17 protein-coding genes and 1 pseudogene are annotated in these 23,281 nt (G+C 52.6%); 8 read left to right on the plus strand and 10 right to left on the minus strand.

Annotated elements, in window-relative coordinates; all coding sequences use genetic code 11:
- Positions 1–110: 110 nt before the first annotated feature.
- The 10 genes from pgl to R0137_RS03800 form a co-directional block, all read right to left on the minus strand.
- Positions 111–809, minus strand: a complete 699-nt coding sequence (gene pgl / locus R0137_RS03755) for a 6-phosphogluconolactonase (RefSeq protein WP_407328652.1) — start codon at positions 807–809, stop codon at positions 111–113.
- On the minus strand, positions 802–2,247 hold the full coding sequence (zwf, locus tag R0137_RS03760; RefSeq protein ID WP_407329963.1) for a glucose-6-phosphate dehydrogenase: 1,446 nt from the start codon (positions 2,245–2,247) through the stop codon (positions 802–804). Before zwf ends, pgl begins: the two co-directional genes overlap by 8 nt.
- Before the next feature lie 32 nt (positions 2,248–2,279).
- Positions 2,280–2,588 (minus strand): hypothetical protein, encoded by a 309-nt coding sequence (locus R0137_RS03765; protein WP_407328653.1) that lies wholly within the window; start codon positions 2,586–2,588, stop codon positions 2,280–2,282.
- Positions 2,588–3,568: a glucokinase gene (gene glk / locus R0137_RS03770; RefSeq protein ID WP_407328655.1), complete on the minus strand. Its 981-nt coding sequence runs from the start codon at positions 3,566–3,568 to the stop codon at positions 2,588–2,590. The genes R0137_RS03765 and glk overlap by 1 nt, the downstream gene beginning before the upstream one ends.
- Positions 3,568–5,388 carry a phosphogluconate dehydratase gene (gene edd / locus R0137_RS03775; protein ID WP_407328657.1) on the minus strand — a complete coding sequence of 607 codons (1,821 nt, stop codon included), beginning with the start codon at positions 5,386–5,388 and terminating at the stop codon, positions 3,568–3,570. Before edd ends, glk begins: the two co-directional genes overlap by 1 nt.
- Before the next feature lie 241 nt (positions 5,389–5,629).
- On the minus strand, positions 5,630–6,964 hold the full coding sequence (locus R0137_RS03780) for a malectin domain-containing carbohydrate-binding protein (RefSeq protein ID WP_407328659.1): 1,335 nt from the start codon (positions 6,962–6,964) through the stop codon (positions 5,630–5,632).
- Between the two features lie 50 nt (positions 6,965–7,014).
- On the minus strand, positions 7,015–7,161 hold the full coding sequence (locus tag R0137_RS03785; protein ID WP_407328661.1) for a hypothetical protein: 147 nt from the start codon (positions 7,159–7,161) through the stop codon (positions 7,015–7,017).
- A 44-nt stretch (positions 7,162–7,205) separates the two neighbouring features.
- The gene (locus R0137_RS03790) at positions 7,206–7,994 is read right to left on the minus strand and encodes a LytR/AlgR family response regulator transcription factor (RefSeq protein ID WP_407328663.1); all 789 of its coding nucleotides are present in this window, start codon (positions 7,992–7,994) and stop codon (positions 7,206–7,208) included.
- A gap of 2 nt (positions 7,995–7,996) precedes the next feature.
- A complete protein-coding gene (locus tag R0137_RS03795) occupies positions 7,997–9,127 on the minus strand; it encodes a sensor histidine kinase (RefSeq protein ID WP_407328665.1) in 1,131 nt (376 codons plus the stop codon).
- Positions 9,128–9,161: 34 nt separating this feature from the next.
- Positions 9,162–10,541: an MFS transporter gene (locus tag R0137_RS03800; RefSeq protein WP_407328667.1), complete on the minus strand. Its 1,380-nt coding sequence runs from the start codon at positions 10,539–10,541 to the stop codon at positions 9,162–9,164.
- 435 nt (positions 10,542–10,976) lie between these two features.
- On the opposite strand from R0137_RS03800, the gene bglX reads away from it, so the two are divergent.
- The 8 genes and pseudogenes from bglX to R0137_RS03840 all read left to right on the plus strand — a co-directional run bounded on the left by bglX (position 10,977) and on the right by R0137_RS03840 (position 23,252).
- Positions 10,977–13,208: a beta-glucosidase BglX gene (gene bglX, locus R0137_RS03805; RefSeq protein ID WP_407328669.1), complete on the plus strand. Its 2,232-nt coding sequence runs from the start codon at positions 10,977–10,979 to the stop codon at positions 13,206–13,208.
- Positions 13,209–13,314: 106 nt separating this feature from the next.
- Complete coding sequence (locus tag R0137_RS03810; RefSeq protein ID WP_407328670.1) at positions 13,315–15,060, plus strand: glycoside hydrolase family 3 protein; 1,746 nt, start codon at positions 13,315–13,317, stop codon at positions 15,058–15,060.
- 162 nt (positions 15,061–15,222) lie between these two features.
- Positions 15,223–15,948, plus strand: a pseudogene (locus tag R0137_RS03815) (cupin-like domain-containing protein); the annotation flags it as partial.
- A gap of 97 nt (positions 15,949–16,045) precedes the next feature.
- Positions 16,046–16,105 carry a hypothetical protein gene (locus R0137_RS03820; protein ID WP_407329964.1) on the plus strand — a complete coding sequence of 20 codons (60 nt, stop codon included), beginning with the start codon at positions 16,046–16,048 and terminating at the stop codon, positions 16,103–16,105.
- 643 nt (positions 16,106–16,748) lie between these two features.
- Entirely contained in the window at positions 16,749–19,781 is a 3,033-nt protein-coding gene (locus R0137_RS03825; protein ID WP_407328672.1) for a TonB-dependent receptor, read from the plus strand.
- 110 nt (positions 19,782–19,891) lie between these two features.
- Entirely contained in the window at positions 19,892–21,451 is a 1,560-nt protein-coding gene (locus tag R0137_RS03830; RefSeq protein ID WP_407328673.1) for a tryptophan halogenase family protein, read from the plus strand.
- 24 nt (positions 21,452–21,475) lie between these two features.
- Positions 21,476–22,222: a SapC family protein gene (locus R0137_RS03835; protein WP_407328674.1), complete on the plus strand. Its 747-nt coding sequence runs from the start codon at positions 21,476–21,478 to the stop codon at positions 22,220–22,222.
- Positions 22,215–23,252: a cupin-like domain-containing protein gene (locus tag R0137_RS03840; RefSeq protein ID WP_407328676.1), complete on the plus strand. Its 1,038-nt coding sequence runs from the start codon at positions 22,215–22,217 to the stop codon at positions 23,250–23,252. The genes R0137_RS03835 and R0137_RS03840 overlap by 8 nt, the downstream gene beginning before the upstream one ends.
- Positions 23,253–23,281 lie beyond the last annotated feature (29 nt).

Here is a 23,281-nt window from a genome sequence, read left to right on the forward strand (position 1 = left end):
TTCGGCTCTAAATGTCGGGACACCGGTTCCACGCAGATCCATGGACAAGAGCGACGTGCACAGCGAAAGCGAGACCAGAAACATCACCCAAAAAGGGCGCTTACAATTCCCTAGGGTGCCCAGTACACGTTTACCGGTAGGTAATCCTGAGTCATCAGGGCCGCAATCGGGAGAATCTCAGGGGCTGCCTCCAGATCCGCAGTTCTAAGGAGTGCCTGTTTTTCTTCACCGACGATGTGCAGTATCAGTTGTCGCGAATTTAAAATTCGCGACAAGGTCATGCTTATTCGCGCATGGGGAGCAACGGGTGGGTCCACTGCAATAAGCGTATCCTCATTGGCTAAGTCCAAACCAGCTTCTAGTGCGTCGCTGTCGGGGAACAGCGACGCAAAATGTCCGTCTCCCCCCATGCCCAGAATCATCACATCTACGGTACCCAGCTCTGCAATGTGGTCGCTCATGAGTGCTGCCGCTGTTCGAGGGTGAGCGTCGTCGTTAACCAAAGGAATAAAACGAGCGACGCTGGCGGGGCCCTGCAACAAATTCTCTCGCACGAGGCGATCATTGCTGTCTTCGTGATGGGGCGGTACCCAGCGGTCATCTGCCAACGTCACGGTAACTCTGGACCAGTCAATGGCCTTACGCGACAGCATTTGGAAAAAGCCTTTGGGGGTGCTGCCGCCCGACACCACGAGGGTCGCTTTACCACGAAGCTCTATCCCCTCAATCAGTTGACGCTCAACATCTTTGCTCATTTGCGCGTCGAGGTCGTTACGACTTGCGAAGTTGAAAAACTGAGATTTAGACATGCCAGCTCCTTCCGTCTTTTTCAATGAGTAGTTCGCCCTTAGTGGGCCCCCAAGATCCAGCCTGATAGCGCTGCAAAGTTGGAGCACGAACCTGCCAGGCATCGATTAGCTCATCACACCAGCGCCAGGACTCCTCGATTTCTTCGCGCCCCACAAACAGTGATTGGTCCCCGTTGATTGCATCAAGGAGAAGTCGCTCATAGGCATCCGGAATACGATCGAGTTCGGCGGAGCCGAGGAAGTCCAGATTGAGGTGTTTCGTCACGAGCCCCATCTTGTTCCGCAAACTGTGCTGTTTAGAGACCATCTGCATTTCTATGCCTTCATTCGGCTGCAATCTTATGACGAGACGATTCGGTACATCCTCACTACCTGCTTCCGCAAAGATATTGTGCGGGAGTGCTTTGTAGGTAATCACGATCTCCGTAAGCTTTTCAGGCATACGCTTGCCAGTCCGCAGATAAAATGGAACGCCTGCCCATCGCCAGTTATCAATCAGGGCTTTTAATGCAACGTAGGTTTCCGTCTGGCTGTCTTCGGTAGGGCAATCTTCTTCTTCGAGGTATCCCGGCACTGCTTCTCCGCGTAACCATCCGGCCGCGTATTGGCCACGAACGGCATGGTCCCGAACGTTACTTTCGTTAATCGGCCGCAGCGCGCGAACGATTTTCACTTTCTCATCGCGAATGCCCTCGGCGGTCATCGAGTTGGGTGGCTCCATAGCGACAAGACAGAGTAGTTGCATAAGATGGTTCTGCACCATGTCTCTGAGCTGCCCAACGCCGTCGTAATAGGACCAGCGGCCTTCTATGCCGATAGGCTCGGCAACAGTAATCTGCACATGATCCACACAACCTTGATCCCACTGTGTGTTGATAAAACGATTGCCGAAGCGCATCACCAAAAGGTTTTGGACTGTTTCTTTGCCCAGATAATGATCAACACGATAGATAGAGTCTTCTTCAAAAAACTCGCCCACGGTGTCGTTAACCGCCCGGCAACTTTCCAGATCGTGCCCAATGGGTTTCTCAAGCAGTAAGCGACGGTCACCTTTGAGGCACCCCGTTGCACCAAGATGTTCACAGATCGGACCGAACAATGACGGGGGCGTTGCGAGATAAAACAGCGCCGGATTTTCAGGTGAGAGCAGCTCGCTTAGGGTGACAAAGCCGTCAGAAGTACTGAAATCAATACGGTGATACACAAACCGCGCGGCATAGCTTGTCCACTGTTCCTCAGACCAGTGGCTATCGTCTACATACTTGCGCACTCGGACTTTTACATCGTTAAGGAAGGCCTCTACGGAAATATCTTCCCGGGCAAGAGCATGTATACGGAGGTCTGCCGGCAACAACTCAACATTGTCCAGATGATAGAGCGCTGGAAAAAGCTTGCGTGCCGACAGGTCGCCCCTGGCGCCAAATATCAAAAGATCCATTCCTACATCCTCTTTAGAACGGGAGAAGCCGTTCACTTTTTGGCTCCGAGTACTGACGCGCGGGGCGCTGCATCGCTCGCTACCGCGGTCACGCCATTTCGGCCTAGTTTCAGAAAGGAATTACTCAGAGTGTGCTCGGTGCGGAGATCGATCGCCGTGATAACCTCGCGCGTTGCTTCGCTCATTACGGGCTGACGGCTCGCCCTGCGCAAGAGGCGGTAGAGCTGGGAGACATCGCGAGCAACCCGAGGCTTGATCAGCTTCGTTGCATGATTTAAATCGCAATTAGCGTGCGCGAGCCCTGCCAACAGCTGGGAAAAACCTTTACCGTAATGTGTCATCAGGAGTGTCTGCTTTGGAGAAATTTGAGAGCGCCAAAAAGGCCTGGGTCGTTACGGACGACGATTCGTGTAGGGATGTCTTCCAGATATTCTCGGAATCGTCCTTTGGCAAGGAAACGCTCTCGAAAATCGCTGCCACGTAAAAATTCGAGAATACGTGGGGCGATGCCTCCGGCGACGTAAACACCCCCTAGAGACCCAAAAGTCAGCGCTAGATTACCCGCCACGCTGCCAAGCACACGACAGAACACAGCGAGCGCTTCAACGGCAACGGGATCATCGCCCACTAATGCTGAAGCGCTGATATCCGCAGGTGTGGCGTGGCGCTGTGGCTCCCCATGAAGTTGAGTTAATGCCCAGTAGATATTTTGTAGCCCAGTACCCGAAAGTAGACGCTCCGCCGATACGCGAGAATAACGGCTTAACAGTAGGCGCATAATCTCAGTTTCTTCTTTCCCTACCGGTGCAAAGTCGACATGCCCGCCCTCGCCGGGTAACACGTTTACTCCGGTCGTAGTCGGTAAAACGCCACAGACTCCCAGCCCGGTGCCCGGGCCGAGTACCGTAAGAGCTTTATCGGGCCGCGACTCACCGCCACCGATTTGCTCCCAATCGTTCACCGCAAAACTTGCGGCGGCATAGCCGATAGCCTCAAAGTCATTAATGATCTTAAGGCGCGGTATTTCCAGACTAAAGCCAAGATTCTCACGATCGATAACCCAGTCGCTGTTCGTAAAGGTCACATGCTCGCGGTCAGTTGGACAAGCTACGGCTAAACAACCGTCTACGGGCCGTTTTTCCCAGTCACCTGAATCCTCAACGAAGGAAAGATACATCTGTAAGGCGGACATAAACGTCGGGTGATCCAATACCGAAACCGTTAAGGGAATGTGAATCTCACCGCTACCGACATCGCCGAGGGCAAAGCGTGCATTGGTTCCACCAATGTCAGCCAACAAATGCCAAGGTTTGGCCACCATTAGAACTCCTCGCCAAATATAACCGTCGCGCCGGCCTCAGGTGTTGTGACCACTTGTCTGAATACGCTAAACAACTCACGACCGACGCCGTGTTCACTGCCCGTGGGAGCGATTGCCATGGGTCGCTCGTGAAGATTTTCATGGTCGCAGCGCAACGTGCCTGTCAGTGCATCCAAGGTCAGTATGTCACCATCCTTCAGTCTCGCCAGAGGGCCGCCCATAGCTGCCTCTGGAGTCACATGAATCGCCGCCGGCACCTTGCCGGAAGCCCCCGACATTCGACCGTCCGTCACCAATGCAACCGCAAAGCCCTTATCCTGTAAGGAGCCAAGTAAAGGCGTAAGCTTGTGAAGCTCAGGCATACCATTTGCCTTGGGGCCCTGAAAGCGAACGACCACGATACAGTCCCGCTCCAACTCGCCATTTTCGAACTTTTCAATGAGCGCTCCTTGGTTATCAATTACGACAGCGGGGGCTGTGACCTTGCGATGTTCGGGCTTTACGGCAGACACCTTAATAACGGCACGACCTAGATTGCCTTTGAGCAATCGCAGGCCACCTTCCGGAGAAAATGGGGTTTCAACCGTAGTTAACACGTCCGTATCCAGGCTTCTTTCAGCCGCAGATCGCCATGCCAGCTGTTTGCCATCTAGATAGGGTTCTTGCGTATAGTCCTTGAAGCAATTACCCCAGACAGTTCTGGCGTCCCCATGAAACATGCCCGCATTTAACAACTCGCGAAAGAGAAGCCCAGTCCCCCCCGCCGCGTGAAAATGATTAATGTCCGCTTGTCCGTTCGGGTACACCCGGGCGAGAAGGGGAACCACTGACGACAGCTCCGCAAAGTCATTCCAGTTAACAATCAGGCCTGCAGCACGCGCCATGGCTATCAAATGAATCGTGTGATTAGTCGACCCTCCCGATGCAAGCAGCGCGACGATGGCGTTGACGAAGGATCGCGCATCGATGACCTCTGCGAGGGGGCGCGGATCACGGCCCTGTGCCGTTATGCGGGTAATCAGCTCGGAGGCCTCTTGCGTAAGCGCCTCTCGAAGGGCCGTCCCCGGGTTAACAAAAGAACCCCCGGGCAGCTGTAATCCCATGGCCTCCATTACCATCTGATTGGTGTTGGCGGTGCCATAAAAAGTACAGGTACCCGCGCTATGATAGGAGGCTGATTCCGCCTCGAGGAGATCCTCGCGACCGACTTTACCTTCTGCAAACAGCTGCCTTACTCGAGCCTTTTCGGCGTTGGGAAGCCCGGATGGCATGGGCCCCGCGGGAATAAACACTGCGGGCAAGTGGCCGAAACGCAAAACACCCATGATTAGCCCGGGCACGATCTTGTCGCAAATACCTAGACACACAATGCCGTCAAACATGTGGTGCGACAGTGCGATTCCCGTAGACTGCGCAATGTTATCGCGACTAAAAAGCGACAGCTCCATACCGATCTGGCCCTGCGTCACCCCATCACACATTGCGGGTACGCCCCCCGCGACCTGAGCCGTGCTTCCCACAGCTCGGACGTAGGATTTGATTTTTTCCGGATATTCGGCGTAAGGCTGATGAGCAGAAAGCATGTCATTGTATGAAGTGACGATGCCAATGTTTGAGGATTCCATCAGTCGAATACGACTTTTGTCCTCATCGCCACAGGCCGCGAAGCCATGGGCTAAGTTACCGCAGGATAGCTGCCCGCGCTGGGGGCGCATATCACGGCTCCGCGCCATGAGGTCCAGATAGTCCTCCCTTGTTCCACGACTGCGCTCTTCAATGTCCTGAGTAACCTTCGCGACGGTGCTATTGAGTTCAATCATTTTTTCTCTCTTTAGGAGTGGCCTCTGAGGCGGCCCCTTTGACACATACTTGCGGCTATTCCCGCTGTTTTCATCTTGAAGTCTTGCTGCGTATCGTTTTTTGGATCGTGACGGAGACGCGTAAGCAGCTGAGCTTGTCGTGTGTTTAGAGCTATCGGATGTATGTGTTCAAGCTAATGGACCAATGGATTTCGCGTATCCGCTCCAAACGTTCGAGTACGCTGTGCACCCCATAGTCTTACTACATTCCGGTTGTACGCGGTTTGTAAAGCCGCACGAAGTCCACCTCAAGACGCTGGGGGAAAACACTGTTATCGACCGGGCCTCCAGCCCGTCCCCAGTCGCCACCGACTGCCAGATTCAGAATGACATGAAAGGCGTGATCAAAGGGCCATTGCCCAAACCCTTCTCCGTCGTTGACGTAGGTGAAATAGCGCTGACTATCTACGTACATCCCTAAAGCGCTCGGTCCCCACACTAGGCTGTAGGTATGGAATTCTTCGCCCAGGTCGGGCAGAAGAATTGACTGCCCTATCTGATTACCCAATTTAAAGTAGTAATCCCTAGTATGGACTGTGCCATGAACAATGCCTGGCTCGTGTCCCACATGTTCCATGAGATCGATCTCGCCGGAGTTTGGCCAGGCATCACAGCGAGCGTTGTCGTTAACTTCAGCGTCTTGAGCGCTACACTTTGTTGCGTAGCGATAGGGGTCAGTGGGAAAGAGCCACAATGCAGGCCACAGCCCTTGTCCCTCAGGTACCCTTGCGCGTATATCGACGCGGCCATAGGTTAGGTCTTGTTGTGCCGCGGAGTGAATTCGCGCAGACGAATACTTGGGGGTCCTATCGCCCTCGTGGTGTGCCTCCATGACCAGCACGCCATTTTCTAGTCGTAGGTTCTTGGCTTCTTGAGTGTAAGTCTGGTCCTCATTGTTGACGTGTGCTGGATCCCAGAGCTCCGGTGTCCAAACCTCCGTATCCAGCTTAGGGCCAAGAAACTCATCAGACCAAGTGATCTGCCAGTCACCTACCGCAAAGCTTGAGGCTCGTACCGCAAACCCACTCAGTACGGCATTACTTGAAGGTGAAGCTAACTCAATATCGATCGTCCCGTCTGTAACTTCGATATCTGCGATTGTGCGCGTTACCGCAACGTCGGTGGCAGAGCCTGCAACTTGATATACGTTGAAGCTTTTAAGAACCGTAGCCCCTTCTATTAGCACATCAAAAATCCGATCAGAGCCTTGCTCCTCGGACGCTTCATTAAAGAACAGCGCAACACTGTAGATGCCATTTGGGATAGGGCGGGAATAGCGCTGATGGCCCTCTCGAAAACTTTGGTAGAGCGAGGGATTTTGGGTTCGTAGGATCTGATTACTCTGGGCGCAAGGCGCACCGCCTTGAGAGCAATCGTCAGCAAGAAAGACTTCTCCTGCTCGAGATTCAAAGTGCGCACCACCCACATTCAGCGCCCATACTGTTTGTTCCGAAAAACCTGTCTCTGGAAGAGCTGGCAACTGTTCTTTACTCGCATAGCCGCTGGCGCTGGCGCTGGCTGCGATGACTAAAAACATACGGCAGATCCAGCCCCACGCTAGCGATAAAGGCGGTCCATAAAGAAAGCTCAGCCAGCGCTGTCTCTGCCGCCGGCATCCGACTCCAGTATGCCGATAAGAACGCTGGGAAAAGGTAATTGTTTGGTCCACGGTGCCTTCGCTGCCACAGGTAACTCTTTGCGTTTGCACGTTCGCACAGCTTTGCGTTTCTTCATAGATCTGCTGCGATAAGAGGGGCTTTCGCGGCGCTCGGCCGGACTTACGCCAGAAGATGCTGGATTGCCGCCCTGTAATTTCGGCTGACTTTCAATCGCGTGTCCTCATCAAGATGCAGTAGACATTCCCCTTTGCTCAGGGGGGTAATCTTCACAATTCGATTCAGATTCACCAAAGTAGAGCGATGAATTCGAGCAAAGGGTCCGAGCGCTAGGCGTTCTGAAAGCTGCTTCATCGTACATCGTAATATGTGAGTCTCTCCCCCCGAATGAACGCACATGTAATCTCCTGCTGCATCGACCCAATCGATTTCGTCTAGCTCAAGAAGCTTTACTTTGTCGCCCTGACGTACGGGTAAACGACCGACGGCGTGAGAGTAACTATCGAGGGCATCTTGAACTGATCGGGCGCCTTTAGCCTCCTGCTGTCCAGCAGCTGTGATGGCTCGCAATAACCTTGCTTTTGAAGCGTCAAGAAGACGCTCCCGGGCTCTCCGCAACCCTCTTTGTAGTCGCTCTTCGTCAATGGGTTTTAAGATGTAGTCGATCGCATTCTTATCAAAAGCTTCCACTGCGTATTGATTAAAAGCGGTGACGAAAATGATTAAGGGCATGTAATCATCTGCTTGTAAGGCCTCCACGACTGAAAAGCCGTCTTTGCCCGGCATCTCTATATCGAGTAACACCAAATCCGGTCTGTGGCTGGCGATAGCCGCCACCGCCTGACGCCCATCAGAAGCAGAAGCGACAACTTCGACTTCTGGGCTGGTCTTCAGAAGTTCTATCAAGAGTTCCACTGCCAAGGGCTCGTCGTCTACCACTAACACGCGCATTATCAATTCACCGTTTCGATACGTTGCAAGGGCACTCGCACACCCGCTCGAACCCCGCCCTCTGGCAGTCGGTGCAGGGTCAGATCGTAATCTTGCGAGTAACAGACTTCGAGGCGTTGGCGGATATTGCTGAGCCCGACACCCGGCTCACCGATAGCCTCCCGAGCCTTCATTTCTGCTCCCGAGTCAACGACATCAATGCACAGATGCGTTGCATCAGAGTAGGCGTCCACATGTAGTGTGCCCCCTTTTGCAGATCTTGCGACACCATATTTGATCGCATTCTCTACTAACGGCTGCAGTAGCATGCTGGGAAGTTGCTGGCTCCGCACATCCTGGGAGACATTTATCGTGACCACAAGTCGGTCACCAAAGCGAATCTTCTCGATCTCCAGGTACAGCTTTATCGCTGCTATTTCGTCTTCAACAGAAACAAATTCTCCCGAATTAGTGTAGAGAGAGTAGCGAAGAAACTCACTGAGCGCGGAAATCATTCCCGTCGCGTGTGCATTTCGCCGTGTTGCCACAAGACTCTGCACGGCATTGAGCGTATTGAACAAAAAATGCGGGTTTAGCTGGTAGCGAAGCATTGCAAGCTGCGCATCCCGGGCCAACGTTTCGGCACGGGCAGCTCGACTCGCCTCTAGGTTTTTGGCGGACTCCATTTGCAGTAGCGCTGAGTGCTCTTGACCTACCAGCCGGTAGTACTTGAAACCGTGGTAAAGAGCAGTCCAACACATAAAAATGAAGATTGACGGGAATAGCCAGCCGCCAAAATCAGCCCACAGCCCGGAAGTACCGGTCATCCACTGAAAGAATGCGAGGCGAAATAGCGACCACAATCCAGAAAAAATCAATACGGCGATTGAGATATAAACGATCCGGACGATAAGAGAGTCATCCCAAACCCTGCGATAGACGTATCGCAGGGGCCAAGAGAGCGCTATTCCTAAAAGCGATTGAACGACGTTATGCCCGATGTAAGCAGCATCGGGCTGGTCGTACCAAAGATTGAGACTGAAATAGCTAACGATGGAGAGGCAAGTCCACCCAGCTAGCTGTAGCACCCAAAACCGTGTAAGACGATCTTCACGAAAAAACGCAGGCACAGAGTTTACTGACGGCTGGTTCACTTACTCATGCCATAAAGAAACAATCGATCGGCGTCTATGCAACCGCAGAATCCTCGTGGCGCTGGGCCAGAGCCTCCTCCATTTCGACAATGGTTTGCTGATCGATACGGTAGAAGAAGATAAACGCAGCACCTAAAATCGCCAGTGCTGCCGGCAGGATGCTAAACATTAACCGAATTCCCATCATCGAAGTTTCGGACTGTATTTCGTTGGCTACAAAGCCAAAGCTGCCCAGAACAATTCCCAGTAGACCTGCGCCCACTGCTAAGCCCATTTTTTGAGCAAATTGCACCGTGGAAAAAACCAGTGCCGTGATGCGTCGACCACTCTTCCACTCACCATAATCTGCGCAGTCAGCGTACATGGACCAAACCAAAGCTGGAGTGGGGCCAATCAGAAATGATCCGATGCAGTTAACAGTTACCATGAGCCAGTATTGGTCTGGTGGGATGTAGAAAAATGCCGCCATGCTGAGCGCGTTAAGCAGGGTCAGCGCAATCATCAAGATGCGTTTCTCGAAATGCTGGGCAAGATACCGGGTGAGAAGAATACCCCCGATCATAGAGATGAGTCCCAAAGACAAGAACACGGCGGTCTTGTCAAAGATAAGAAGCAACGGGGTGCCATCATCGCCGACGTAATACTTGAAGTAATAAAGCAGTGACCCGTTGCGCACCGCAATATTCATTAATGTGACGATTGCGGAGGCAAATAAAATCGCCCATGGACCATTCGATAAGAGTGTCTTGATATCTAAGCGCACGTCGGTCTTCACTCTATGCGGAACAACTCTTTCTTTGGTTGTTGCAAATGTCGTCCAAAAAAGGATTACCGACAATACGGCAAAAATTATCATTGTTATTCGAAAGCCGGTCGCCTCATCTCCCCCACCTAACAACTCCTTCAATGGACCAACAAAGGTCGCGATCATCCACCCGGCTGCAAAGGCACAGATAAATCGGTAACCGGCTACTTTTGTACGTTCAATCGACGAGGGAGAGATAACGCCCATCAAAGCCGAATAGGGAACATTGATTATCGTGTAAGCGAGCATCATCAACGTATAGGTCACATATGCGTATACCAACTTGGCTGTGGGCGACATATCTGGTGAACCCGCAAACATGAGGTAGCCACAGACTCCATAAGGTACCGCTCCCCAAAGCAGATAGGGGCGATATTTTCCCCAGCGAGAGTTGGTGCGATCGGCGATCAAGCCCATGATGGGGTCGCTGACGGCGTCGATAACTTTTGTCACTAAGAACATCGCCCCTACGGCAGCGGGTGGCAAACCGAACACATCGGTGTAGTAGTACATGAGAAAGAGATTAAAAACCTGAAAGAAAAAGTTGGAGGCGGTATCGCCCAGTCCGTAGCCCAACTTCTCTCGAAACGAGAGTTTTTCGGTAGTCATAGACACCCTACTATTTTATGTTCTTATACTGTTGCTGTAAGCGTAACAGCAGGATGCAACATGCCGCTGCAACTCCCCACTGATCTTATGGCTCAGCGGTGAAGGTACAACAACCATGCGCCCAAAAGGACTTCCCTCGGGACAGGGCGGACAGAGGTGTCTGAGGGCCATCGACACGGAGCTCCAGGCTGATACAGGGGGCATAAAGTTGTGCCCTGTCCTGGATTCAGTCCGTTTTGGCGCAATGTTGACCCACTTCAGCCGAAATCTGTTGTTCTCAAAAACAACAACGATATCTTCACGTCATTCAACGATGGCATAGCTTTTCCTGCGATTTTTAGTCGACAGCGAAGCCAGTGAAGATTCATTGCGTGGCGGCGATCGGTTGGCAGCATCGCCTCGGCACAAATTCGAGAATATCATGGAGAGCAAACTATGCGCGGCGAGAGTAGCCCGGAGCTTGTTGTGAATAATGATCGACAGAACGGAATCGGTCACGGTCGCGTCCGCGACCTGCTCAACAGCATGGGCCTGGACGAAAAAATCGGTCAGATGAGTCAGCTTCAAGCAGGGGGTGGATGGATCCCAGATGAGCTTGCTGAGAGTATTCGACAGGGCCGGGTAGGATCTGTGCTAAACGAGCCCGACGTGGAGACCGTGAACGAGCTCCAGCGGATAGCGGTGGAGGAGAGTCGACTAGGCATTCCCCTGCTGGTCGGTCGTGACGTTATTCATGGCTACAAAACGATTTTCCCCATTCCCCTTGGGCAAGCGGCAAGTTGGAATCCGGCGATTGTCGAAGCCGGGGCCCGTATCAGTGCGGAAGAAGCGGTACGCGCCGGCATCAACTGGACCTTCGCGCCCATGATCGACATCACCCGTGATCCGCGCTGGGGGCGAATTGCAGAGTCTCTGGGTGAAGATCCTTATCTCTGTGGCGAGCTGGGGAGCGCAATGGTTCGCGGGTTCCAAGGCGAGACCCTCACGGCACCCGATTCCATCGCTGCTTGTGCGAAGCATTTTGCCGGCTATGGCGCTGCAGAGGGGGGGCGGGACTACAACACCGCTAATATTCCGGAGAACGAACTGCGCAATGTCCATCTTCGGCCTTTTAAAGCCGCAGCTGACGCTGGCGTTGCAACATTTATGTCTGCTTTTTGCGACCTTAATGGGGTCCCAGCTACGGGCAATCAGTGGCTGATGGATCAGGTTCTCCGGCAAGAGTGGCGCTATCAGGGGATGGTGGTCAGCGACTGGGAATCCATTGTAGAAATGAGCGTTCACGGGTTCACCCACGATGACGAGCAGGCTGCCTATGAAGCTGCCATGGCCGGCATTGACATGGAAATGGCAAGTTCTTCCTACCGAGACCATCTCGAAAATATGGTGGATCAAGGCAAGATAAGCTTGGAACAGATAGACCGCATGGTGGAACGCATACTGCGGTTGAAATTTGAACTTGGGCTGTTCGAGCAACCGTATACGGACCCATCTCAACACCCTGAGCTCCTCAATAAAGCAAATCTGAAAGCAGCCAAGCAAGCTGCGATGCAGAGCTGTGTACTTCTGAAGAATGCGGATCAGACCTTACCGCTACTGCCGTCAAAGTTAGACGCTATCGCGCTGCTTGGGCCTCTTGCAGATGACGGCTTTGAGCAAATGGGCACTTGGGTTTTTGATGGCGAAGCATCCCACTCCGTAACCTGTCTGCAAGCAATCACTGAACTGATTGGGCGCACGACCGAAATCAACTACGTAAAGAGCCTCGCAACCACTCGCGCTCCAAGTGAAGACAGCTTTGCCGAAGCGATTGAGGCCGTTACGAAATCAGATGCTGCGGTTGTCATTGTTGGCGAGGAAGCGTTTATGTCTGGAGAAGCCCATTCCAGAGCTTCCATCGACTTGCCCGGTCATCAAACGGCACTGATCGAAGCTGCGGCGAGTGCGGGAAAACCTGTGGTGGTTGTCATCATGGCGGGCCGTCCGTTGACCATAGAGCCTATTCTTGAGCATGCTGACGCCGTGCTCTATGCCTGGCACCCAGGTACTATGGGTGGTCCAGCCATTGCGGATTTACTTTTTGGATTGGAATCTCCTTCGGGCAAATTACCGGTTACCTTTCCTAGGGTGGTGGGGCAGGTGCCCATCCACTATGCGCAGAAGAATACTGGCCGTCCCGCCACTGATGAGACCTGCATTGATATTGACGAGGTTCCTCCGAGAGCACCTCAGACATCTCTGGGCATGACCTCTTTTCATCTCGATGCCGGATTTAAACCATTGTTTCCCTTTGGGTTTGGTCTCTCATACGGACGATTCCAATACGTCAAAATCACGACTTCCCATCACTCCATAGCACTCGGTCAAAGTCTTGATGTCTCAGCCGATATTGTGAACATGGGTAGTTATGTTGGTGAGGAGGTCGTGCAATTGTATGTGCGAGACCTTGTTGGCAATGTCACGCGTCCGGTAAAAGAGCTAAAAGGATTCAAACGCATTCGCTTAAAGCCAGGCGAGCGTCAGAGGATTAGTTTTCACCTGCACACAGATGATCTGGCATTCTACAATCGTGATATGCAGTTGATAACAGAGACAGGACAATTCCACGTTTGGATCGGCGGGAGTTCTGACGCGCCACTGTGGGCAGAGTTTGAGGTCCACGCTTAAGACTTTTGAGACACTATCCATGAACAAATACCTGGACGATCCCAGCTGCTTAGAAAAGGTCGAACAACTTTTAGCATGCATGAGTCTTGATCAAAAGATCGGACAAATGACTCAGCCTGAAAGAATGGCTTGTACGCCAGAGGACGTCAAAGAGTTTCATATCGGCTCTGTGCTCAGTGGCGGCGGCTCCTGCCCGGGAGACAACTCTCCCTCTGACTGGGTCGATATGAATGATGCTTATTGGCAAGCGTCGATGGACGCTGATGATGAGCATCTTGCCATACCGTTGCTCTATGGCGTGGATGCCATACACGGGAATGGTAATGTCCGAGGCGCGACGGTGTTTCCACACAACATCGGGCTTGGGGCTGCCCGGGACCCAGATCTGATCGAACGCATCGCCCGGGCAACGGCCCGCGAGATTCTAGCAACGGGTGTGGATTGGACTTTTGCGCCGACCCTTGCCGTTGCACGCAACATACACTGGGGGCGTAGTTACGAAAGTTTTTCTGAGGATGCCGGTATAGTTGGTAGCTATGCAGCCTCCTTTGTAAACGGCATGCAGGGAGACCTTGGCGATGAAGGTGTTATCGCCTGCGCCAAGCACTGGGTTGGTGATGGTGGAACCACGCATGGCATAGATCAGGGCGAGACGACTGTGACCTTGGCGGAGCTCCATGCGACGCACATCGCACCCTATCGGCCTGCTATTGACGCAGGCGTGCTTACTGTCATGGCATCGTTTAACAGCTGGAATGGAGACAAGTGTCACGGGCACCGTCAGCTAGTTACCGAACTGTTAAAAGAAGAGCTGGGATTCAAGGGGTTTGTGATCTCCGATTGGGACGGAATCGACTACCTCTCCAAAAATTACTACGACGCGATCGGTATGTCAGTAAACGCTGGCATAGACATGTTTATGGTTTCCGTTGACTGGCAACAGTTTATACGCCATCTGCGTACGCACGTTGAAAAAGGCAGTGTACCTTTGAGTCGGATCGACGACGCGGTGCGGCGAATCCTGAAAGTAAAGATGGCGTTCGGTTTATTCGACAAGCCGCGTCCCGCAAAACGACATTGGTCTAACGACACTCGCTTCGGTGGTTTGGAGCAGCGACAAATTGCACGCGAGGCTGTTCGAAAATCTCTGGTGCTCTTAAAGAATGAAGACGCCGCCCTTCCCATTAAGCGTGACGCACGGATTTTGGTTGCCGGCAAGAATGCTCACAATCGCGGCCATCAATGTGGGGGTTTTACGATTGCCTGGCAGGGCGTAGAAGACAACGAAAGCATCGAAGGCGGATGCTCTATCTGGGAGGGTATAAGAACCTTTGCCGATAATGCTGTGCTTTGTGAAGAACCTCTAGCTGAGGGCGTTAATCCTGCAGAATATGACGTTGCAATAGTGGTCGTAGGAGAACGGCCCTACGCCGAGGGCATGGGCGACGTTCGGCCCGGTGAAAACCTGATTGTTGAAGCCGGCTCACAGATTCGCGGGGAAATGAAAGTACTGGAGCCCTACGGTAGAACCCTGGAGCATGCCGTCTCCCATCCAGAGGACTTGGCTATTATCAGTAGTATCGCGAAAAAAGGTATTCCCGTTGTTACCGTCCTCTTATCGGGGCGCCCATTGCCCGTTGCCCCTGAACTTGCCGCAAGCAATGCGTTTATCGCGGCCTGGCTACCAGGATCGGAAGGCGAGGGCGTTTCAGACATGCTATTTGGGAATTTCGAATTTCAGGGACGCCTATCGTTTGCTTGGCCCAAGGACGCCGCATCGGTGAACGATCCATCCTGCGAACCGCGGTTCCCTCTCGGCTATGGCCTGCAGATATTCGACGGGGTCGAATAGAAAATAGAAGCGACAGGCGTGATCACCAATATACCGGCTTTCTTTCCCGTACTTCATAAAAACGGACGTTACACCTAGTGTTGGCTCCCACTGCTGAGCTATGGATTTCCATAATTACAATGTGGGAGCAATCCTTACGGGTAAAGAGGCGGTAGCGTAGTTATGATCTTCGATAAGTTAGCTGCGATCGAGTCAACTGAGGGCGTCACTCCTGACGCTATTTCGTCTGCTGTGCTTGAGCGCACCCAGCCTCTAATTTTACGCGGCCTCGTCAGCAGCTGGCCAGCTGTTCAACCAGCCGAGGCCTCATTTGAAGAATTAGGATCCTATCTGTCGAAGTTCTGGAATGACAGACCCGTCACAGCTTATGTGGCGGCACCGGAAACAAAGGGCCGGTTCGGATACAACGAGGCTTTCAACGGGTTCAATTTTAAGAAGGGCAGTGCTCCTCTCGAAGGACTTATGGAGAGGTTCAAGGAGCTGAACAAACCGGGTGGCGATGCCGATATGTCTGTCTATGTGGGATCAACTCCTGTTGAGGGCTGGTTGCCCGGGTTTTTGGAAGCAAATTCCCTTGCAATACCCGGTGACCCACTCATCAATTTTTGGCTTGGCAACCGCACTACTGTCGCGGCGCATTATGATTTCCCCTGCAATCTGGCGTGCGTTGTCGCCGGTCGACGACGTTTCACATTGTTTCCCACTGATCAGGTAAGCAATTTGTACGTGGGGCCAATTGATAGGACGCCGTCAGGGCAGCCTATCAGTCTCGTCGATTTCGATGAGCCTGATTTTCAGCGGTTCCCCCGTTTCGCTATTGCTCTGGAGAATGCGCAGACCGCCGTGCTGGAGCCAGGTGATGCGATTTTTATACCTAGCATGTGGTGGCACCACGTCAAGGCGCTGTCGGTTTGTAACATGTTGGTTAACTATTGGTGGCTGAAGAGACCGGAAATTGTCGATTCACCTTTTGGAGCGCTTTTGCATGCAGTGCTATCTATTAGATCGCTTCCGCCAGAGCAGCGGGAAGCTTGGCGCACGTTGATGGAGCATTACGTCTTTGATGCGGGGCAAGACAGTGTCTCGCATATCCCTGAGCACGTCCGGGGATGTCTGGGTGAGCTGGATGCTCAGACCATCGAGCAACTGAGAAAAGAGGTCGCCGATCGGCTGAATAGCTAAGTGTTGATGCGCGGGGGATAGCGGAAGTCTCTGCAATATGAGTCGACTGGCTTGAGCAGGCTGCTTCTTTTTTGATCCCTCTTGACGCTTTCTGAGTCCCATTCAGCGTAAACGCATGGAAAGCAGCGCCGGCGCACGGTTAACGTTGTACTGCTTAAAGATTGCAAGATCCGTCTGTTGATGGGTGCCGTGAGTACGCGGTCGCAAATAAGGTGTTGCGCTAGCAGCTGTTTAAGCAAAGAAAAAAAGAGGCGGAGGCGTGGCATAGACGCTTATCTCCGGACTCCAAATAACGATAATAGGTAGTTAAAAATTACAATAAATGAGTAGAGCATCAACAGTTCTGCATACGAGTCACATGGCTAGCCTAAAAGAGCTAGACATTAGTGCACGTCAGTATTCTTGGTTTAGCTTCGCCGTCCGATGGTCTTCACGACGGGGCAAACCATCTGTAAATCACAGCAATCTACATCACTTCGCGAACCCATAAAGCTAAGGGCTTCTCTATGGCTAACAACACGCTCAGAAAAAATCCGCTTGCAACCGCCGTTGCCATGGCAGTCGGCAGTACTCTACTGATACCAGCGGCGGTAATGGCGCAGGAGCAAAATTCCGGCGTTCTAGAAGAGGTCGTCGTAGTTGGCATCAGGGCCAGTCTCGAGGCCTCTGCCGACATTAAGCGTTATTCCGAAGGCGTTGTGGATGCCATTTCGGCGGAAGACATTGGCGCTATGCCCGATACGAACCTCGCCGAGTCACTGCAAAGAATTACGGGCGTTTCTATTGATCGAACCCGAGGTGAGGGTAGTAAAGTCACCGTCCGGGGTTTCGGGCCGCAATACAACTTGGTGACGGTGAATGGTCGCCAGATGCCGACGCACCAGAATCTCTCTCGTTCCTTTGATTTTGCAGATATTGCATCAGAGGGTGTGGCTGGGGTCGAGGTGTACAAGACTAGTCGAGCAGAGCTGCCTACGGGTGGTATCGGCTCTACCATTAACATCAAGACGCAGCGTCCTTTGGAAATGCGCGAGGATCGCATCTTCACGATCGGCGGCAAGGCGGTCCACGACACCTCCGCAGATTCGGTTAACGGAGATGACCTGACACCGGAACTGTCCGGTTTGTTCGCTCAGACATTTGCTGACGGCACCTTTGGGATTTCCTTAGCGGGTAGTTTTCAGGAGCGAAACCAAGGCGTTGACTCAGCGAAGGTACGTGGCTGGATTCCCCTTCGCGGCGATGATTCTTGCTGTAGTTGGGCCGGGCAGCCTACTTTGGGTGCTGACGTTTGGCCGGGACTCCCTGCTGACGCTAATCAGATCAACAGAACAACAGAAAACTCAGAGCTTTATTCATTACCTCAGCAACTTCAGTATGTCCGAGAGAGCTTCGAGCGGGAGCGCATCAACGGCAACCTTACCCTTCAATGGGCGCCCACCGAATCGATCACTACAACGTTGGACGTGATTTACTCAACTCAGGAGATAGAGCGCTCTTTCAATGACTACTCGGCTTGGTTTAGCCTCCCGCCGAACACCGCCGGCGTTCAATCGGAGTGGACCGACGGTCCAGTTGCTGGGCCTATTGAATACACTGAGTTCTATGGCAACCCGTCAGATAACCCCATGGGTGTCGGTGTCGACTCGAGCAAGTCAGAAAATCTCTCTGTAGGTTTTAACGCCGTCTGGGATGTGTCTGACAGACTGTCACTGGAGTTTGATTATCACGACTCTTCTGCTGAGCGCGGCCCTAATGGTCCGTTTGGTAGCTCCATGTCGCTTGCTATCACTTCAGCGCGACGTACCTCTGCGAGCGGCTTCTTTGCCTCCGATCTTCCCATCATGGCGTTGACTCTGCTGGATGACCGACCTTTGCAGCCAGACGATATGCTGATCGGTGGCAGTGTGTTTACCAACGAACAAAACGAGATGAATATCGAACAAGCCAAGATTGCCGGCAAGTTTGATTTCAACGACTTCACGACGATTAACTTTGGTGTTCAAACTACAGAGGTGGATAACACCTCTCAGTCCGCTACGACCCAACGCGATACCTGGGGTGGAGTCGGCGCGCCGGGAGATATTTCTGATCTTCTGTCGCCCGCATCCATGGCGGATTGGTTCGATGACTTTGGTAACTCTGGCGATGACCGCCGTTTTACGCAGTTGTTCACTTGGGATACGAATGCTTTGATTGACCGGGCTCGAGAGCTGGAAGCGCAAGGCGTCACCGTTAGCAACCCCAGCACCATTCCTGGAGATTGTGGCGACGGGTTCTGTCCATCGACCGCTTGGACGCGGGATCAACGCACCCAAGAAGAACAAACTGCCGCCTATCTTCAAGTAGATTTTGATCTTGAGTGGGGCGACATGCCGGTCAATCTGAACCTTGGCGTTCGCTACGAAGATACGGATGTGGCGTCTCAGGCCCTGGTGCCTGTTGTCGATCGGTTCGACTGGATTACTGCGAACGAACTGATCGCAGTTACCCGTGTAGATGCTAACGGTGTGGCGGTGCAGGATTTCACGAGCTTAACGGGCTCTTATGACAACTTCTTACCCAACATAGACTTCAATATTGAGTTCATGCAGGACGTGTTATTCCGGGCATCCTGGAGTGAGACTATGTCTCGCCCTGGCTACGATGATATTCAAGGGGGTCTAACCGTGGGTGGCTGCGTGCCCGGCGGAGGCTGTGACGGCTTCTCCGGAGATCCGGGTTTGTTGCCTCTGGAGTCGACTAACTTCGACCTTTCTTTGGAGTGGTACTACGGCGAGACAAGTTACGTCGCCATTGGCTATTTCCAGAAAGACGTAGAGAACTTCCTCGGCAACTCCTTTAATACCGGTGTTGAGTTATTCCCTGATTTGGGTGATCCCACGGTAGGCGGCCTGGCTGATCAGGCCCGAGCAGCAGGCGCCAGTACTGCCGACGAAGTGAGGCAATACATCTTTAACAACTTCCCGAATGATCCTACGGTAGATGTGGCAAACCAGATTATCACCGGAGGGCCGGGCAACAATCCCATGGGCTTCAGAGTGCAGGTTCCCGCGAATCAGGAAGAGGCGTCAATTGACGGTTGGGAATTCGCTATCCAGCATGCATTTTGGGATACGGGCTTTGGCGTAATTGTTAACTACACCGTTGTCGACGGAGACGTGGGCTACAACAATCTCATACGACCAGAAGAAGAAGCTCAGTTCGCCTTGTTAGGTCTGAGTGACTCTGCCAACTTTGTTGGCTTCTACGACAAAAACGGCATTGAGGTCCGACTGGCATACAACTGGCGTGACGAGTTTCTTGGAGGTATTGGAACGGACTCTTTTGGTGCGCAGCCGCGGTATACAGAAGAGTACGGACAGTGGGATGTTCGGGCGAGTTATCGCTTTGGCGGTGAAGATCAATACATCGCTTTCTTTGAAGGTGTGAATGTAACGGACGAGACTTTCCGGGAGCGAGGCCGATCGCCTTTAGATGTACTGCAAGCCGGGCAGACTGGTGCGCGCTGGGCACTGGGATTTCGCGCCAATTTCTAAACGACGGGGTTAGTTAAGCGGTTTTCACCGCTTGTTTTGAAACCGCCACTGCATTGGTAGTGGCGGTTTTTCTATACTAGGGTGCTTATTACTCAACGACAGGAAAAGCCATGGCCAAGGCCATCCAAACAGTTGTCATAGTTGGCGGCGGCAGCGCGGGATGGCTCACAGCTGGACTTCTTGCGGCGGAGATTCGTCGCGGTGGCTCCTCGGCCCGCGTATGTTTGGTCGAGTCGCCAGATGTGAGTCCCATAGGTGTTGGTGAGGGCACCTGGCCGACGATGCGCAGTAGCCTCATTCGTATGGGTATTTCCGAGACTGATTTCCTCAATGCCTGCGATGCGAGCTTCAAGCAGGGTACCCATTTTGTCGGTTGGCTGAAGGGCGGCTCGGAGAGCTACTACCATCCGTTTACGCCGCCCCGAGGCTTTTCGGATATCAATCTGGCAAAGCATTGGCAGGCCGTGCGTGAGCAGGTCTCTTTTTGTGATGCAGTTTCGCCGCAAGCCAAGGTCTGCGAGCAGGCTTTGGGTCCCAAACAGATTGTGACGCCTGAATATGCGAGTAATCTGAACTACGGATACCATTTGGACGCAGGAAAATTTGCTGAGCTCCTTCAGAGGCATTGTGTAGAGACTCTGGGAGTGGAACATCTCCTGGAAAACGTTGACGCCATTGAAAATGATGAATCCGGAGATATCTCTGGGCTTCGTACCTCTAGCGGCCGCATAGTTACTGGTGACCTGTTTGTAGACTGCACCGGCATGCGCTCATTGTTGCTGGGTGAGCATTACGAGGTTGGATTTCACGATATGTCTGAGGTGCTGTTCAATGACAGCGCCCTTGCAGTACAGGTTCCGCGGTCAGATGGTTCTGAGCCTGTGGCTGCGGCGACGATATCCACTGCTCAGGAAGCTGGATGGATTTGGGATATTGCGCTGCCGACTCGTCGGGGCACGGGCTATACCTACTCCAGCAAATATACTAGTGACGAGCAGGCCGAGCATGCGTTACGCGCCTATCTTGCAAAGACATCCAACTTGGATTTCAGTAAGAGCTGCACGCCGCGCAAGATAAGCTTCCGACCGGGTTACCGGGAAAAATTCTGGCATCGAAACTGCGTCGCCATTGGTCTCTCAGCTGGGTTTGTGGAGCCTTTAGAAGCGTCGGCATTGGTGATGATAGAGTTATCCGCGAAAATGCTTGGGGAGTTGATGCCGCCTGATCGCAGGGTAATGGATATTGTTGCAGATCGATTCAATGTGCGTTTCAGCGGTCATTGGGAGCGAATCATCGAGTTCCTGAAACTCCACTACGTGTTGAGTGAAAGAAACGATTCAGGCTATTGGCGCGATCACCGCGAAGCCAAATCTATCCCATCTCGCTTGCGTGACTCGCTTGTACTATGGAGGTATCACTGTCCATGGCATGGCGATCAGGCGCAGGTCGATGAGTTATTCTCCACTGCCAGTTACCAGTACGTGCTTTATGGCATGGATTTTCACTCAGGCGATCAAAGTAGCTTGATGGAATCAGATCCGTTGGCAAGTAGGCGTGCGCAAACGCTGTTTAAAGAGAATGCTCGAGAGACGCAGAAAATGCTTACTGGACTGCCGGCGAACCGGGAGTTGATTGATAAGATCAACCGCTATGGACTATCGCGCGTGTAAGTCGTGCGTTGATTGGAGTACCTGATGCCTAGATATGAAATGCTTAATAATGTGGAACATCGCGATGTTCGCATTCGAACGCAGCGCAATGCGGACACCGGTGATGCCGTACAGTATGTCGTTACCTTTCCCTTGGAATTGCGGCGCGCTCAGGCCTATTACCCAATATTCTTTCAGAAGGATGCAAGTACTGGCCAGTTTTTCCCCATTATTCTTTTGGGCTTCGAAAAGGGTGAGAACCTCTTTCTTAACGACGATGGCTGGGAGCCACCTTACGTTCCCATGAGTGTTCTCCGCGGACCGTTTCTTATTGGGTATCAATCCAACCCCGAGAGTCCTGATGGGCGTCAGGCGGTCATTACTATCAACATGGATAGCCCACTGCTAACTTCTGCAGAGGACGGTCAGCCTTTGTTCCTGGAGCATGGGGGGTCTTCACCCTACCTTGAGAATCTTACAGCTCTACTGGAGGACATTCAGCTGGGTCTTGAGATGAACCCACCGTTTGTTAAGGCACTGACTGATAACGATCTTATCGAAAGTGTGTCAATGAGTATCACTTTGAATGATGGTGCTGAGCGCCAGCTTCTGGGCTTGTACACCATTAACGAAGACCGCTTGAACGAGTTAGACGAGACCGTTGTCGGCGTCCTGCATCGGTCCGGACATCTGCAGTCGATATATATGATCATGGCCTCTCATTCGCATTTTCGCGCGATGATTGATCGCCGCAATGCATTACTACCCAACGAGGGCACAAGCCTTGGCTGAGGCTCTGCGTCAACGCTTGGTTCCCGGGGGTGTTGATATTCCTGAGTCTAGCGTGGCCGATGTGGATGATCTTTGCGAGTTCCTCCAAACGCTTAGTGCACCACAGGTAATTCGAGGCTTGGTCGGGGATTGGCCCATCGTGCAGTATGGAAAGCAATCAAGGCAGAATCTTGGTGAATACCTTCTGCGCTGCTACAGCGGTGCACCGCTGATAACGTCATCTGGCTCTGCTGCTACCAAAGGACGCATTGCTTACGATGAGAGTTTTAAGGGGTTTAATTTCCACCGCTCGCATATGCAATTGCAGGAGTTTCTTTCGGGTATCGAATCCTATGCTGATCAGGACGAGCCGCCGACGTTGTATGTTGGCTCAAGTTTACTGGAGCATTGGTTCCCCGGCGTAGCCGCAGAGAACACACTCACGCCAAGTTTGGCGAAACCCTTGGCCAGTTTGTGGCTCGGTAACCGGGTGGTGGTTTCTGCACATTTCGATTTCCCCAATAATCTCGCCTGCTGTGTAGCAGGACGCCGCCGCTTTACGTTGTTTCCTCCAGAGCAATTAGAGAACTTGTATGTCGGGCCTTGGGATATGACGCCAGCGGGGCAGCCGGTGAGTCTGGTCGACCTTTTGGAACCTGACCTAGAGCGTTTTCCCAGGTTTTCCAAAGCAATGGAAGTTGCGCAGGAGGTGGTGTTGGAGCCTGGGGACGCCTTGTTTATACCCAGTATGTGGTGGCATCACGTTGAGGGTCTTGATGACCTCAATGTGTTACTGAACTATTGGTGGCGTAGTACGCCAGCTTATATGGGGACACCAATGAATGTGCTTAAGCACGCCATGCTGACTGTGCGAAGCCTGCCTATAGAACAGCGTCAGGTGTGGAGGGATATTTTCGACTACTATATCTTCGGAGCGCCAGATGAAGCGATTGCGCATATTCCTGATGCTGGTCTCGGCATGCATGGACCTATGGATGAGAACAGATCTCGAGCGTTACGCGCTGAGTTGCTAAATGCACTCAATAGATAGCTGAGCCGCGAAAGGCCGTCATAGACAAT

Origin of the sequence: Congregibacter brevis (assembly GCF_045689245.1) — a bacterium.
GTDB classification, from domain to species: Bacteria; Pseudomonadota; Gammaproteobacteria; order Pseudomonadales; family Halieaceae; genus Congregibacter; species Congregibacter brevis.